Raw genomic sequence first — 13,499 nt, 5'->3', positions numbered from 1 at the left:
CGCTCGCGACCCCACCCCGGCGCCGTCGGCCGCTCGTGCGACGTCTGAGAACGTTAGACCGCCAACGGCATTGCTGTGAGAGGCCGCGCTACCGCAATCACGATGGAGTGGCGTGTCCCTCGACGACCATTTCGGGTCGAACGTTGCGGGGCACCCGCTAGCGATTCCCCTTCATTCGCATGTTCTCCCGCGCCTCCTTGGAAAGGGCGATCCACTTCTTGCGCGCACCGGCCGCAGCTCGCTTGTCAAGCTTCCGGTCGAGATGCTCGAGCTCCGCCTGGAGCTTGAGGTAGCTCTCCCACCGACCGGCCGACAGCGAGCCGTCGTCGAGCGCAACGTGCACCGCACAGCCCGGCTCGCGATCATGCGCGCAGTCGGAGAACTTGCACGAGGCGAACAACGCAGTAATGTCCTCGAAGGCTTCGTCGATTCCGTCGTCTGCCACCCAGAGCTGGAGCTCACGGATTCCCGGGGTGTCGATGATGAGTGCACCGCCGGGAAGCTGGATCAGCTCTCGGCGCGTCGTCGTGTGGCGCCCTTTCCCGTCGTCCCGGATCTCCTGGGTTGCGAGGAGCTCCTCGCCGGCCAGCGTGTTGACGAGAGTGGACTTGCCGACTCCCGATGAGCCGAGCAACACGGCCGTCAGTCCCGCGGTGAGCTGCTCGCGGACATCCTCGAGGCCGGTGCCGGTCTTGCTCGAGATCGCGATCACGGGAACGCCCCCGGCAATGGTCTCGACCTCTGTCACCGCCGCCTCCGGTGCTGCATGGAGATCCGCCTTCGTGAGCACGATCACCGGTCGCGCCCCACTCTCCCAGGCCAGGATCAGATAGCGCTCGAGACGCCTCAGGCTGAGATCCTCGTTCATCGAGGCGACCAGAAAGGCAACGTCGATGTTCGCAGCGAGCACCTGCTCTTCGGCTGCCTGCCACGCTGTCTTGCGGGAGAACTTCGTGAAGCGTGGCAGGACAGCCGTGATCGTCCCTGCGTTGTCGTCGGGACGCGGGGCGACGACGACCCAGTCGCCGACGACGGGCAGATCGGCGGTCGTCTCGGCTCCGTGCACGAGGCGGCGCGGCACGTCACAGCGAAGCTCGCCGTGATCGGTGAGCACGTCGTATGCGCCTCGGTGTTGAACGGACACGCGTCCTGCGACGACGTCGTCGCCGGCGAACGGTTCGTAGAGTGTGCTCAGCCGGTCAGTCCAGCCGAGCGATTCCAGTTCAGACAAGCCAAGCTCCCTTTAGACCTCGGATACATGAAAGCGGCGCACGAGTTGGCACGCCAGTCGACGAGGTCCGGGCGGGAAGGTCGGAGTGTGATCCGGCTAGCCGACGGACCGCGCGACGCGCGGAGTGGAGGAGCCAATGTCAGTCATCAGAACGACCTCCCGTCGGTCGAGGAATGAACGCCGGGAAAGCGTATCGCATCCGAGCGTTCGTCGACGAGCGGGATCAGGCGCTGTCTGCGAGGACGGCCTCTGCTGCCCTGCGCCCGGACGCCATTGCGCCGTTGAGCGATGGATGCTCGCGGTGGTCGCCGCACGCGTAGAGGCCGCCGGCGAGACGCACCGGCTGCTCGGCGAACCCGCCGACCGGGTAGGCCGGCAGGGCCTGCGGGATCCGGTACGAGCGGAGATGGCGCCACCCTGTCACGCCGCGTCCAAACCAGCCCCGCAACTGACGGAGGATTGCCTCGAGATCGGGATCGCCTGCTCCCAGGATCGTCAGCGAGACGAGTGCTCGCCCCGCCGGTGCATAGCTCGGGGCCGCCTCGCTCGGGACGCAGAGGTTGTTGATCGGGCCGCCTTCGCCGTTGACCACGAGCCACGGCCCGGGAATCGGAGCCTCTGGGGCGTCGTAGTAGATGCAGGTGACGCCGTTCCATCCGTGCAGCGGCTCGTCGACGATGCCGGACGTAGCGACGACGACGACGTTCGCCCGCAGTTGCTCCCCCATCTCGAGCGATACTGCGTTCGGGCCGACCGTGGCGACCGTGGTGGCGGTGCGGACATCGAGTCCGTCCGCGAGCTGGCTCGCGATCGACCCCATCCCTCCCCGCGGGAGGGCGGCAGGCCCGTCGGCGAACGCCTTGAGGACAAAGTCGAGGAAGCGGCTCGAAGTCGTGAGGCGGTCATCGAGGAAGACTCCGCGGAGGAACGGGGCGAAGAACCGCTCGACGGTCTCACGCGAGACGCCGGCACGCCGCAACGCTTCGGCCGTGGTGGTCTCGTCATCGGATCCGCGAAGGAGCTTCATCACTGCCACACCGTCCCGCACGCCGATCACGCCTCCGGCCAAGGCCCGCAGGCTCCGGACGGGTGCCTGTCGTGGATCGGCGAGCCGCCGGAAGCGCCCGTTCGCGCGGATGATCGCTCCGCGCTCGAACGCGCCGAGCGCGAGGCTCTCGTAGTCCAGTAGCGCGCGTGCCTCGGGGTAGGCAAGCGGGAGAACCTGAAAGCCGTGGTCGAGGAGAAAGCCGTCGACGACGTCGGTTCGGACCCTGCCTCCGACCGTCCTCGAGCGCTCGAGCACGACCGGCGCTCGCCCCGCTGCGGCGAGCCTCTGCGCGCACGCAAGCCCGGCGATGCCCGCACCGACGACGATGACATCGTGAACATCGCTCACGCCTGCGAGCCTAGCGGGCGAGGATCGTGTCGACGCCGATCTGCGTCACTCGGAAGATCCACTCGAGTGCGCAAGCGCGCTGGCGAGGCCCGAGTCGATGTCCGGCTGGTTGAACGCGAAGCCGGCCGTGACGATCTTCGTCGGCGCGACTCGCTGCCCCTCGAGAAGCATCTCCCTGCCCATCTGGCCAAACGCTGCTTTCACGGCGAACGCCGGCAGCGGCAGGACCGTCGGTCGGTGAAGTGCCCGCCCGAGTGCCTTCGTGAACTCGAGGTTCGTCGTAGCGCCAGGCGCGGTGACGTTGACCGCTCCCTCGAGCGGGTGCTCGAGCGCGAAGAGATACGCAGCGACAGTATCGTCGAGCGAGACCCAGCTCCACCACTGTTTCCCGCTCCCGACTTTCCCGCCCACGCCGAGTTTGAACGGGAGGAGCAAACGCTGCAGCGCGCCGCCCTGCCGTGCGAGGACGATCCCTTGCCGCAGGTGGACAGTGCGAATGCCTGCCGCCCGAGCAGGATCTGCAGCGGCCTCCCACTGATCGACGACGTCCGAGAGGAACCCGTCGCCGCGCGCAGAGCTTTCGTCGACCTCGTCGTTCGCGCGATTCCCATAGAACCCGGTCGCCGATGCGCACAGAAGCGCCGGGTTGCGGGGCAGGCGTGCGGCCGTCTCGGCGATCAACCTCGTGCCGTTGACACGCGAGTCGAGCACACGCTTTCTGGTCGCGTCGGTCCAGCGCTGCCCGATGTTCTCGCCGGCGAGGTGAATGATCGCGTCGATGTCCTCGAGCGCTTCTGCGTCGATGGTGCCGGCCTCGATGTCCCACTGGGCCTCCTCCGGACCGGTTGGCTCCCGGCGCACGAGGCGCACGAGATCATGTCCGGAGGCGGAGAGGGTGGAGGAGAGGGCGGTCCCGACGAGGCCGGTCGAGCCCGTCATTGCAATCTTCATAGACAAAACATAGCCCCAAGGGAGGGGCCTGCGCATCCATGTCTTCCACGACCTCGCGCCCGCGCGACCGACAAACGGCCTAAACCGCGACGCGCGTTACCGCGTCGGCCACAGCACGGCCGCCAACGCGGTCGCCTCTGCAACGACGCTGACGAGCGCAACGACCTTCAGCCAGTCCGATGATGTTCTCCGCATGGGAGCGGTTATCGGTCTCGTGAGGCCGTGCCTTGAGAAGGTCAGCCGATCCAACTCTGGCCGTTCCAGTACGCGCGCAGGGCGCCGCGTCGGCCAAGCTCGACGTGGATCTCCTCGGGCTCGGCCAACCCGGGCGTCGCCCAGATGGAGACACCGTCCTGCTCGTGGACACACCGGAATGCCTTCTCGGGTGCGGCGGTGGCGGCCTCGAGCACGTACGCAAGCCCGCCACAACAGCGGTAGCCGCGCGGCCAGAGGTAGAGGTCACCGCCGGAAGCGACGACGTGTTGGAGTGCTCGCGGTTCGGCGACGAGCTTCACGGAAATGGACGGTACCAGGAGCTCCCGAGTAGTCGATCGAGGGCATCGGTCTAGACAATTCGCATTCGGGGCGATTAGTCTGCGCGCATGGACGACGTCGTCGAATTCGAGCTCGCGCGGGGCGCGAAACCACTCCATGCGGCGATCGCTGAGCATCTCGCCGGCCTGATCACGTCCGGTTCACTCGCGCCGGGAACCCGGCTGCCGCCCGAGCGTCAACTCGCCACGACTCTCGGTGTGAGCCGGATGACCGTCCGACAGGCACTCGGGGAGCTCGAGCGCGGCGGCCTCGTACGGCGCGTCGTTGGTCGGGCAGGAGGAACGTTCGTCAGCGAGACGCCGGGCGGGGAGACTGCGAGTGGAGCGGGCGGGATCTCCGCAGCTCTGCGACGTGCCGCCGGCGCCTCGCACGCCGAGCTCGTATCTGCAGAGATCGAGCCGACCGGCAAGCGAACCGCCGCCGCCCTCGGGCTCGGGCGCAATGAGCGCGTCGTCGTCATCGCGCGCCTCCGTCTCGCGGGTGGGAAGCCGCTTGCCGTCGAGCGGACATCGTTGCCCAGCCGTCTCTTCCCCGACATCGAGGACATGGATCTTGCAGGCTCCCTCTACGACCTGATGGACACGGGGTTCGGGCTCAGGCCTGTCCGAGCGACGGAGCGTCTCACGGTCGCCGAGGCCAGACCGTCCGACGCTCGCACGATCGGCGCGAAGCGAGGAACCTCGGTGCTTCTCGTCGAGCGCGTCGGCTACGCAGCCGACGGTACGCGGGTCGAGTTCTCGCGTGATCGTTTTCGGGCCGACCGCGCCTGGCTCGTCACCGAGTCGACACGGCTCACCGATTAGCGCGGACGGCCCTCATTCGGGAGGGCGCAGCGTCGCGAACGGGTCCGTGACCTCGAGCGTCTGCACCGAATAGGCGAACTCCTCGGCCGGACGCCCGCCCGTGCGCCCGGGATCGCGCCGTCCTCCGGTCGCCTCGATCGCACCACGCCGAAGCAGCACGCGCTTGAGGTTTGTCGCCGAGACGTCGTAACCGAGCGCGGCCGCGTAGACATCGCGGAGTTCGGTCAGGGTGAACGTGGCAGGGGCGAGTGCGAAACCGATGTTCGTGTACGAGATCTTACCGCGGAGCCGGTCGCGGGCCGAGTGGATGATCGCTCCGTGGTCGAACGCCGTGGGCGGAAGGTCGTCGACCGGATGCCAGCTCGTATCGTCCGGAACGGAAGGGTCGACGCCGAGGGGGACCAGGCCGAGGTACGCGGTGGCGATCTCCCACCCGACCGGGTTTCGATCGGGGTCGCCATAGGTCGAAACCTGCTCCAGGTGGGCGACCCCGGCAAGGTCGACCTTTGTCGCGAGATGACGTCTGATCGAGGCCTCCAGCGTCTCGTGCGCGGCCAGCACGCCGCCCGGCAGAGCCCAGGCCTCCTTGAACGGTTCGCGAGCCCTCTGCCAGAGAAGAACCTCGAGGACGCTGTCGCGGACTTGCAGCACAGCGGCAAGGGTTACCTGGGTCGGTCTGGTAAACTCGCCCAGAGGTTTACGACTCATAGTCAAAAACTAGCGAAAGGCACGGACGATGACAATGCGGAGGAGCCGCTTCGGTGTGGTCGCAGGGATCGTTGCCGCGGTTGCCGTCCTTGCCACGGGCTGCGGGTCGGGCAGCGATGCTGCGTCCGGGACGACGGAGAGCACCCCGACGGGGATCAAGGTCGGGCTGATCACGGATCTCGGACAGCTCAACGACGACGGGTTCAACGAGCTCGCCTACAACGGGCTCAAGCGGGCAGAGAAGGAGCTCGGAGTTCAGGGTCGTGTGATCGAGTCGAAGTCCGCTGCCGACTACATCCCCAACATGACGTCGCTTGCTCGCAAGGGCTACGACCTGATCATCGGCGTCGGGTACGCGCAGGGTGACGCGATAGCGAGCACGGCGAAGGCGTTTCCGGACACGAAGTTCGCGATCGTCGACGTCGATCAGGCGACATTGAAGGGCAAGCCGGCGAACGTCCAGGGCCTCCTGTTCCGCGAGGAGCAGGTCGGGTACCTCGTCGGATACCTCGCAGCGCTCCAGGCGAAGCGCGCAGGTGGGAACCTCGTCAGCGCGGTCGCCGGCTTCAAGGAGCCGCCAGTCGACCGCTTCATCGCCGGCTACAAGACCGGCGCGACTGCAGCCGTGCCCGGGATGAAGGTCAAGTGGGGCTACTCGCAGGACTGGGATGACCAGGCGAAGTGCAAGGAGCTGGCACTGAATCAGATCGCCGCGGGCTCGAGGGCCGTCTTCCAGGTCGCGGGTGGCTGCGGCCTCGGAGCGTTGCTCGCGGCAAAGCAGAAGAAGGTCTGGGGCATCGGCGTCGATGCCGACCAGTCGTTCCTCGGCCCCCACGTGCTCACGAGTGGGCTCAAGGGCGTCGACAGCGCGGTCTTCCTGACCGTCAAGGCCGCACGAGACGGTGCCTTCACGGGCGGTGGGAACGCCGTCTTCGGCCTGAACGAGGACGGCGTCGGCCTCGGGAAGTTCAGCCCCGACGCGAACGCAGACGACATCGCTGCGACGGAGAAGGTCGAGCAGGAGATCTCCGACGGGACGATCACCGACATACCGACAACCACAGGGTAGGGACGAAAGCATCGCGTGGGTCGGCTCGTCGGGCCGGCCCACCCTGATCGTTCTCAGGCCGTCCGAACCGAGTGGACGGGCGGCAGGTGCTCCGCAACGGCTGCCCAGGTCGCGCCCGCGTCACCCGAGCCGAATACGTCTCCCGACGTCGCCCCGAAGTAGAGCTCGAGGGTTCCGCCCGAGCCTCGCGAGTCGAACGCCTCACGAAGGACGGTGAGGTACGCGTCGTGCGCGGGGAGCCCGTCGCCGCGAGGTGTCCACGTCGCACCAGCATCGCGCGTCTCCCAGACTCGTACCGATCCGCCCGGCGTCGTCCTGTCTTCGGCGCCGACCAACGGGATCACGTAGGCGCTGTCGGGATCGGCGGGGTCGACGACGATCGGGAACCCGAAGTCCGAGGGCAACGCCGTGTCGTCACCGACGTCGATCCACGTCGCACCCGCATCATCGGAGCGATAGACGCCGCCGTGGAACTGCATGAACAGTCGCTCGGGGCGCGCGGGCGAGCGGCGGACGTTGTGGACACAGTGCTGAGCGGGAACCGCTCGCGCCTCCTCTGGCAGGTACTCGGGGACGATCCCTGTGTTCGAGTAGCGCCACGAGACACCGCGGTCGTCGGAGAGCCAGACCCCTACGGCCGAGATCGCGACCATGAGCCGGTCCGGGTCATCGGGCCAGGGAACGATCGTGTGCAGGCACAGACCACCGCCGCCCGGTGTCCAGTCCGGGCGCGTCGGGTGGTCCCACAATCCCCGGTTGAGCTCCCACGTGAGACCGCCGTCCTCGCTCTGGAACAGGCAGCCCGGATCGCCGCCCGCGTAGAGCACCCCATCGGCCTCGCCGGGCTCGATCACCCAGATCCGGGCGAGCGACGCGTCGCCATCCTCCGGGAGGGCGACCCCGCCGGCTTCTTCCCACTCGCCGGCCGGGTCGTCGGTGACCCAGATCCGACCACCGTAGAACCAGGATGTGACCGACGCGAGGTAGCGCCCCGAGCGAGGATCGCGCATCGCGTACTCGACCGCCTGACCCGGGAAAGCACGGGCCTTAACGCCAAAACCGCTCTCGACATCGCCCTCCAGGACGAAGAGTCCTTTCTTCGTGCCGATCAGGATCTCCGTCATCTCACCCTCCTGTGATTGCGGGCAGGACGTGGATCCGATCGGCAGCCTGGACCGGCGTCTCTTCCTGCGCGAGTTGACCATTGACGTAGATATTGACGTGCTCACGAATCGCGAGCCGCTCGTCCAGCACCCATCCGGCGATCGCAGGCCGGGTGCTCTCGAGCGCGATCAGGGTCTCCTTCACCGTTGCGCCTTTCAACTCGAGCTCGCGGGCGCCCGCGAGCTCGGATAGCGGTGCCCGGAGAAGGACGAGCGGCATGGCAGAATTCTATTCCTCCCAGGCGGGATCGATTCGGAGGTGCGGTTCGTTACACCATGCGACCGCATGACCTTCTGATCGGGAGGAGACCCCGTGGCTCGGCTTTCTGACGCGCAGCGCGCATTCATCCAGGACAACCCCTTCGTCGGCACCGTGACGACGCTGAGGGCAGATGGTTCGCCGCACTCGACCGTCGTCTGGGTAGATACTGACGGCGATGCGGTGCGATTCAACACCGCGCGCCATCGCGTCAAGGCGAAGCACGTTCTCCGTGACCCCCGTGTTTCGGTCACCGTGGTCGATCCGCAGGATCAGTACCGCTGGGTTGGGATCACCGGGACCGCGGGGCTAATTGACGAAGGTGCCGACGGGCATATCGACAGCCTGGCCAAGAAGTACCTCGGCACAGAAAGTTACCCGTTCCGAAACGCCGAAGAGCAGCGTGTCACCGCCAGGATCACGATCGACAAGGTCGACGGCATCGGCTTCTCGGAGTAGCGCGCTCGTATCGGGACGCCGTCACGGAACGAGCTCCATCACTCCGTGCGGCGAGCCGAGCTCGGCCAACTTGTCGAGGAACGGCCGGGGAGGAAAGGCTTCCGGGCCGAGCACACCCACGCCGCTCCAGGTGCCTTCTGCCAGGAGCTCGAGCGCGCAGACGGGATTCAGCGCCGTCTGCCAGACGACGGCCTGGGAGGCGTACTCCCGCATCGACCACGCGTTGTCGACGACGTGGTAGATGTAGGTTTTCCGCGGCTGGCCGTCCTTGCCGAGGCCGGTGACGAGCGTTCCGGCGCAGGTCTTGCCTGTCATCCTGTCCCCGAGCGTGGCCGGATCGGGGAGCATCGCGGCGATCACGTCGCGTGGCGCCACCTCGACGCCCTTGACGCGTACCTTTTCCTTCGAGTCGAGTCCGAGCAGGTGGATCGTCTTGAGAATCGCGATGAACTCGTCCCCGAGCCCGTACTTGAACGTCACGCGCTTGCAGTCGATGAAGCGCGGAACGAGCAGTACCTCCTCGTGCTCCACGTTCACGCACTCGACCGGCCCGATGCCCTCCGGAAAATCGAACGTCTCCGGCTCGGAGAACGGCGCTGTCGTGAACCAGCCGCGCTCCTTCTCCCAGATCGCCGGTGGGTTGAGGCACTCCTCGATCGTCGTCCAGATCGAGAAGGTGGGGGCGAACTCATGGCCCTCGACGACGAGATTCGCACCGTCACGGATGCCGACCTCGTCGATCTCCGAAAACAGTTCGTCGGCGGCGTAGCGGGCGAAGACGTCGGCCGCGCCGGGCTCGACGCCCATGCCGACGACCGCGAGCTGGCCCTTCTCCTCCCACGCAGCTGCTCGCTCGAACTGATAGTCACCGAGCTTGACTCCGGCCTTCTCGAACGGGTGCGTCGGGTGCGGCTCGGACAGCGTCATCGCCATGTCCATGTACGTGACACCGGTGTCGAAGCACGCCTCGAAGATCGGGACGTTGAAGATCGGGTCGACGGCGTTCATCACGTGGGTCGCGTTCGTCTCGCGGATCAACTCCATGAGGCTCCGTTGCTCGGAGGCGTCGACCGCGTGCGCACTGAAGCGGTCGTCAGCGAGCGACGAGACGACAGCCTGGGAGCGACCGCGGTCATAGTCGGCGAGAGCGCACTGCTCGAAGAACGAGCGGCGTTGGGCGATGCGGGCGAACGCGGCGCCGACGCCGCCGGTCCCGACGACAAGGATTCTCATAGGATATTTCTACCTGAGCGCGCCGTCAGGATCCCGGAGAGTGCGTTCTTGGCACGAAGATACGCCCACGCGCGGCCTCTCGCGAACCACGCGATGTGAAGCCGCGAGGCAGCGCGTCGGAAGCCAGGGCGGCTGCTGGTGGTCAGCTTCAGCCGGTCGCCCAGGATCCCGCACTGGCATCCGAATCTGCGTTTCTACGTCCACCGTCGCCGAATGGTTGACGCTTTGCGTCGAGAGTGATATTAAACTCCTCGCATTGCGCACCTCGCCACTCACATCGTCCCTCACATCGAGTGAACCGCCCGAGCTCGGCGCGCGAGGGCCGGTACGCCGCGCCCGGCGGCTCGATGCCGTCGACCGGGGAATCATCGAGGCGCTGCAGAGAAACGGCCGCGAGTCATTCCGGCGGATCGCGGCCGCGCTCGGGGTCTCGGAGGCGACGATTCGTGCTCGGTACCGCCGACTGTGCGACGACAACATCCTGCAGGTCGCGGGGATCACGAATCCACTGGGGCTCGGGTTCGAGGCCCAGGCGATGGTGGGGATCCGGACGTCGGGCCCTCCCGAGCGCATCGCCGACGAGATCGCACGCTGGGAGGAGGCCGATTACGTCGTTGTCACCGCGGGCCAGTTCGACGTGCTCGTGGAGGTGCTGTGCCACGATCGCCGCTCACTACTCGACGTCACGAATCGGATCCGTGCGTTGCCCGATGTGATCACGACCGAGAGTTTCCTGTACCTCGAGCTGTGGAAGCAGCTCTACGATTGGGGGGCTAGGGTTTCCGTGTCAGCTGCGAAGGAGACGTTATGAGCACTGCTCGAGGAACCACCGACTGATGGCCACGGTCGAGCCCGGCGCCCCCGCCGGATCACCACACTCGGCGATCGCCTCGATCCCGATCGACGTTCGACTCGAGAACGTCGTCAAGCGATTCGGCGACGAGGTCACCGCCGTCGATGGTGTGAGCGTCGAGATTCCGCACGGCTCGTTCTTCGCGTTGCTCGGCCCGTCGGGATGCGGAAAGACGACCACGTTGCGCATGATCGGGGGATTCGAAGAGCCCACCGAGGGATCGATCTACCTCGGCGACACGGACGTCGTGGGTCTGCCGCCGTACAAGCGAGACGTCAACACCGTGTTCCAGAGCTACGCGCTGTTCCCGCACATGACGATCTTCGACAACGTTGCCTTCGGCCTCGAGCGCCGCAAGATCGACAAGCGTGACATCAAGGGGCGGGTGCTCGAGATCCTCGAGCTCGTGGACCTGAAAGGCCGGGAGAACGGCAAGCCCAAGCAGCTCTCGGGCGGGCAGCAGCAGCGTGTCGCGCTGGCGCGCGCGCTCGTCAACACGCCGCGTGTCCTTCTCCTCGACGAACCGCTCGGCGCGCTCGACCTCAAGCTCCGGAAGCAGATGCAGCTCGAGCTCAAGCGCATCCAGGCAGAGGTGGGGATCACGTTTGTCCACGTCACGCACGATCAGGAAGAGGCAATGACGATGGCGGACACGATCGCCGTCATGAACCGCGGGAAGATCGAACAGCTCGGATCGCCGACGGAGCTGTACGAGCGACCGGAGACCGCGTTCGTCGCGAACTTCCTCGGAACGTCCAATCTGCTCGACGGAACCGTCGAGAGCCGGGGAACCGTACGCCTCGACGACGGCACTGTCGTCTCGGTCGACACGCAAGGTGCGAGCGGGGCGATCTCCGTGGGGGTACGGCCGGAGAAGGTGACGATCGGTGGCGAGCACCCGAACGTGCTTGCCGGGCGCGTGAAGGAATCTGCCTACATCGGCGTCGCGACACACGTGGTCGTGTCGACTGCGGTCGGCGACGTGTCCGTGTTCCACCAGAACACCGAGTCCGGCGGCCTCGTGCCTGCGCCGGGAGACAACGTTACTGTGAGCTGGCGAGCCGATTCCGGCTTCGTCGTGAACCGGGGGGAGACACCCGAATGACAACGCGCTACACACGTAGAGAGGTCGTTCAACGCGGCGCCGCAGGCGTCACCATCCTCTCGCTACCGGGGCTGCTCGCAGCCTGCGGCGGTGGGGGAGGGGGTAGCTCGAGCGGCGAGGTCAACGACTCGCTGAACTTCTCGAACTGGCCACTGTACATCGACGATGAGAAGGGGAAGGTACACCCGACGCTCGACGCCTTCAAGGCCGACACCGGGATCACCGTCAACTACTTCGAGGACATCAACGACAACGCGACGTACTTCGCCAAGATCCAGGGGCCGCTGAGCCAGGGCAAGGGTGTCGGGCGAGACATCATCGTGATGACCGACAATTCGCGGTTCCCCGCGCTCCTCGTGGCCAAGGGCTGGCTGGAGCCGCTCGACAAGGACAAGATCCCGAACATCTCCAACCTTGTCGACGCACAGGCAAGCCCGCCCTTCGACCCCGATCGGACGTACTCATTGCCGTGGCAGTCGGGCATCACGGGCATCGCGTGGAACGAGGACGTGACCGGGCCCGTAACCTCGCTCGACCAGCTTCTGAACGAGCCCAAGCTGAAGGGCAAGGTCACGATGCTCACGGAGCTCGCCGACTCTGTGGGACTGACGATCCTCTCGAACGGCGGCGACCCATCCGACTTCACCGCCGACGAGTTCGGCCAGGCGGTCAAGACGATCCAGAGTGCCGTTGACAGCGGTCAGATCCGTCAGTTCACGGGCAACGACTACGCGCAGCCGCTGACGAAGGGCGACATCGCTGCTGCGGTCGCGTGGTCGGGAGACATCGTGCAGTTGCTCGCCGACAACCCGAAGCTCAAGTGGGCGATTCCCGAGGCTGGCGGCATGATCTGGACGGACAACATGCTGATCCCGCAGGGCGGGAGCTCGCCGACCGCCTCGACGTACATGAACTCGGTCTACGACCCGGTCGTCGCCGCGCAGATCGCCGCCTACGTGAACTACGTGACCCCCGTCAAGGGAGCGAGGGAGGAGCTCGCGAGGACCGATCCCGAGACCGCGAACAACACGCTCATCTTCCCGACCGACGACATGCTCTCGTCGGTGCACCAGTTCAGCTCCGAAGCGCTGCAGGACGAGGAGTTCCAGGCCGCCTGGCAGAAGGTGCTCGGCGCCTGATGCACGGCACGGCTCGGGCGGAGACCTCTTCGCCCGGGCCGGTCGCACACCGATGACGATCTTCCATCGACACCGCTGGCTCGCTCCGATGCTGCTGCTCCTCCCGGGGCTCGCGTGGCTCGCCGTCTTCTTTGCGGTCCCGCTCGGCTTCCTCGGCTACCAGTCGCTGCAGTCCGGCTCGTTCCTGACCGGGTACTCGTTCACTTGGTCGTTCAGCAACTACTCGGACGCGATCACCGAGTACAGCGACCAGTTCATCCGGTCGTTCGTCTACGCCGGCATCGCCACGATTCTCTGCCTCCTGATCGCCTATCCGCTCGTCTACTGGATCGCGTTCCGCGGCGGGCGCTGGAAGAACCTCTTCCTCGTCGTCATCGTCGCGCCGTTCTTCGTCTCGTACCTCGTGCGGACGCTCGCCTGGCTCAACATCCTCGCCGACGAAGGGCCCGTGGTCGGCGTCCTCCGCTGGCTCCACATCCTTGCGCCGGACGGCCGACTGCTTGCCACCGGCTTCGCGGTCGTCGCCGGGATCACCTACAACTTCCTGCCGTTCATGGCGCTTCCGCTCTACGTCT

At 66.5% G+C, this 13,499-nt stretch carries 14 protein-coding genes and 1 pseudogene; 7 read left to right on the top strand and 8 right to left on the bottom strand.

The genetic code is table 11. The features are described from left to right. Window positions 1-157: 157 nt before the first annotated feature. The 4 genes from rsgA to ABIR74_RS02370 all read right to left on the bottom strand — a co-directional run bounded on the left by rsgA (window position 158) and on the right by ABIR74_RS02370 (window position 4,093). On the bottom strand, window positions 158-1,231 hold the full coding sequence (gene rsgA, locus ABIR74_RS02385; RefSeq protein WP_348175014.1) for a ribosome small subunit-dependent GTPase A: 1,074 nt from the start codon (window positions 1,229-1,231) through the stop codon (window positions 158-160). A gap of 223 nt (window positions 1,232-1,454) precedes the next feature. Further along, window positions 1,455-2,627, bottom strand: a complete 1,173-nt coding sequence (locus ABIR74_RS02380) for an NAD(P)/FAD-dependent oxidoreductase (RefSeq protein WP_348175013.1) — start codon at window positions 2,625-2,627, stop codon at window positions 1,455-1,457. A gap of 45 nt (window positions 2,628-2,672) precedes the next feature. Continuing rightward, window positions 2,673-3,578: a TIGR01777 family oxidoreductase gene (locus ABIR74_RS02375; protein WP_348175012.1), complete on the bottom strand. Its 906-nt coding sequence runs from the start codon at window positions 3,576-3,578 to the stop codon at window positions 2,673-2,675. A 236-nt stretch (window positions 3,579-3,814) separates the two neighbouring features. Beyond that, entirely contained in the window at window positions 3,815-4,093 is a 279-nt protein-coding gene (locus tag ABIR74_RS02370) for a hypothetical protein (RefSeq protein ID WP_348175011.1), read from the bottom strand. Window positions 4,094-4,180: 87 nt separating this feature from the next. On the opposite strand from ABIR74_RS02370, the gene ABIR74_RS02365 reads away from it, so the two are divergent. After that, on the top strand, window positions 4,181-4,936 hold the full coding sequence (locus ABIR74_RS02365; RefSeq protein ID WP_348175010.1) for a GntR family transcriptional regulator: 756 nt from the start codon (window positions 4,181-4,183) through the stop codon (window positions 4,934-4,936). Between the two features lie 12 nt (window positions 4,937-4,948). Here the strand turns inward: ABIR74_RS02365 and ABIR74_RS02360 are convergent, their stop codons facing one another. Beyond that, entirely contained in the window at window positions 4,949-5,644 is a 696-nt protein-coding gene (locus tag ABIR74_RS02360; protein ID WP_348175009.1) for an NUDIX domain-containing protein, read from the bottom strand. Window positions 5,645-5,672: 28 nt separating this feature from the next. Here ABIR74_RS02360 and ABIR74_RS02355 point away from each other — a divergent pair, with 28 nt between their 5' ends. Then, the gene (locus tag ABIR74_RS02355) at window positions 5,673-6,713 is read left to right on the top strand and encodes a BMP family ABC transporter substrate-binding protein (RefSeq protein ID WP_348175008.1); all 1,041 of its coding nucleotides are present in this window, start codon (window positions 5,673-5,675) and stop codon (window positions 6,711-6,713) included. A 53-nt stretch (window positions 6,714-6,766) separates the two neighbouring features. Here ABIR74_RS02355 and ABIR74_RS02350 read toward each other — a convergent pair whose 3' ends face one another. Together ABIR74_RS02350 and ABIR74_RS02345 are read right to left on the bottom strand one after the other, a co-directional pair. Next, window positions 6,767-7,837 (bottom strand): sialidase family protein, encoded by a 1,071-nt coding sequence (locus ABIR74_RS02350; RefSeq protein WP_348175007.1) that lies wholly within the window; start codon window positions 7,835-7,837, stop codon window positions 6,767-6,769. A gap of 1 nt (window position 7,838) precedes the next feature. After that, complete coding sequence (locus ABIR74_RS02345) at window positions 7,839-8,096, bottom strand: MoaD/ThiS family protein (protein WP_348175006.1); 258 nt, start codon at window positions 8,094-8,096, stop codon at window positions 7,839-7,841. A 93-nt stretch (window positions 8,097-8,189) separates the two neighbouring features. On the opposite strand from ABIR74_RS02345, the gene ABIR74_RS02340 reads away from it, so the two are divergent. Next, window positions 8,190-8,594, top strand: a complete 405-nt coding sequence (locus tag ABIR74_RS02340) for a PPOX class F420-dependent oxidoreductase (protein ID WP_348175005.1) — start codon at window positions 8,190-8,192, stop codon at window positions 8,592-8,594. Between the two features lie 21 nt (window positions 8,595-8,615). Here ABIR74_RS02340 and ABIR74_RS02335 read toward each other — a convergent pair whose 3' ends face one another. Then, window positions 8,616-9,827: a saccharopine dehydrogenase C-terminal domain-containing protein gene (locus ABIR74_RS02335; RefSeq protein ID WP_348175004.1), complete on the bottom strand. Its 1,212-nt coding sequence runs from the start codon at window positions 9,825-9,827 to the stop codon at window positions 8,616-8,618. Between the two features lie 256 nt (window positions 9,828-10,083). Between ABIR74_RS02335 and ABIR74_RS02330 the strand changes: the two genes are divergently transcribed. From ABIR74_RS02330 to ABIR74_RS02315, 4 genes and pseudogenes are all read left to right on the top strand, one after another. After that, a complete protein-coding gene (locus ABIR74_RS02330; RefSeq protein WP_348175003.1) occupies window positions 10,084-10,638 on the top strand; it encodes an Lrp/AsnC family transcriptional regulator in 555 nt (184 codons plus the stop codon). A 25-nt stretch (window positions 10,639-10,663) separates the two neighbouring features. Then, entirely contained in the window at window positions 10,664-11,785 is a 1,122-nt protein-coding gene (locus ABIR74_RS02325; protein WP_348175002.1) for an ABC transporter ATP-binding protein, read from the top strand. Further along, window positions 11,782-12,924 carry a spermidine/putrescine ABC transporter substrate-binding protein gene (locus ABIR74_RS02320; RefSeq protein WP_348175001.1) on the top strand — a complete coding sequence of 381 codons (1,143 nt, stop codon included), beginning with the start codon at window positions 11,782-11,784 and terminating at the stop codon, window positions 12,922-12,924. The genes ABIR74_RS02325 and ABIR74_RS02320 overlap by 4 nt, the downstream gene beginning before the upstream one ends. A 52-nt stretch (window positions 12,925-12,976) precedes the next feature. Beyond that, window positions 12,977-13,499: pseudogene (locus ABIR74_RS02315) on the top strand (ABC transporter permease); the annotation flags it as partial.

Origin of the sequence: Gaiella sp. (assembly GCF_039915195.1) — a bacterium.
In the GTDB taxonomy this organism is placed as follows: domain Bacteria; phylum Actinomycetota; class Thermoleophilia; order Gaiellales; family Gaiellaceae; genus Gaiella.
Note: the sequence above shows the minus strand (reverse complement) of the source record. Positions and strands in the feature narration are given on the sequence as shown.

What these genes read in the sequence shown, in the direction of transcription:
- ABIR74_RS02375 (WP_348175012.1), bottom strand. Translation starts at nt 3,578, where the DNA reads ATGAAGATTGCAATGACGGGCTCGACCGGCCTCGTCGGGACCGCCCTC.
- ABIR74_RS02365 (WP_348175010.1), top strand. Translation starts at nt 4,181, where the DNA reads ATGGACGACGTCGTCGAATTCGAGCTCGCGCGGGGCGCGAAACCACTC.
- ABIR74_RS02360 (WP_348175009.1), bottom strand. Translation starts at nt 5,644, where the DNA reads ATGAGTCGTAAACCTCTGGGCGAGTTTACCAGACCGACCCAGGTAACC.
- ABIR74_RS02355 (WP_348175008.1), top strand. Translation starts at nt 5,673, where the DNA reads ATGACAATGCGGAGGAGCCGCTTCGGTGTGGTCGCAGGGATCGTTGCC.
- ABIR74_RS02350 (WP_348175007.1), bottom strand. Translation starts at nt 7,837, where the DNA reads ATGACGGAGATCCTGATCGGCACGAAGAAAGGACTCTTCGTCCTGGAG.
- ABIR74_RS02345 (WP_348175006.1), bottom strand. Translation starts at nt 8,096, where the DNA reads ATGCCGCTCGTCCTTCTCCGGGCACCGCTATCCGAGCTCGCGGGCGCC.
- ABIR74_RS02335 (WP_348175004.1), bottom strand. Translation starts at nt 9,827, where the DNA reads ATGAGAATCCTTGTCGTCGGGACCGGCGGCGTCGGCGCCGCGTTCGCC.
- ABIR74_RS02325 (WP_348175002.1), top strand. Translation starts at nt 10,664, where the DNA reads ATGGCCACGGTCGAGCCCGGCGCCCCCGCCGGATCACCACACTCGGCG.
- ABIR74_RS02320 (WP_348175001.1), top strand. Translation starts at nt 11,782, where the DNA reads ATGACAACGCGCTACACACGTAGAGAGGTCGTTCAACGCGGCGCCGCA.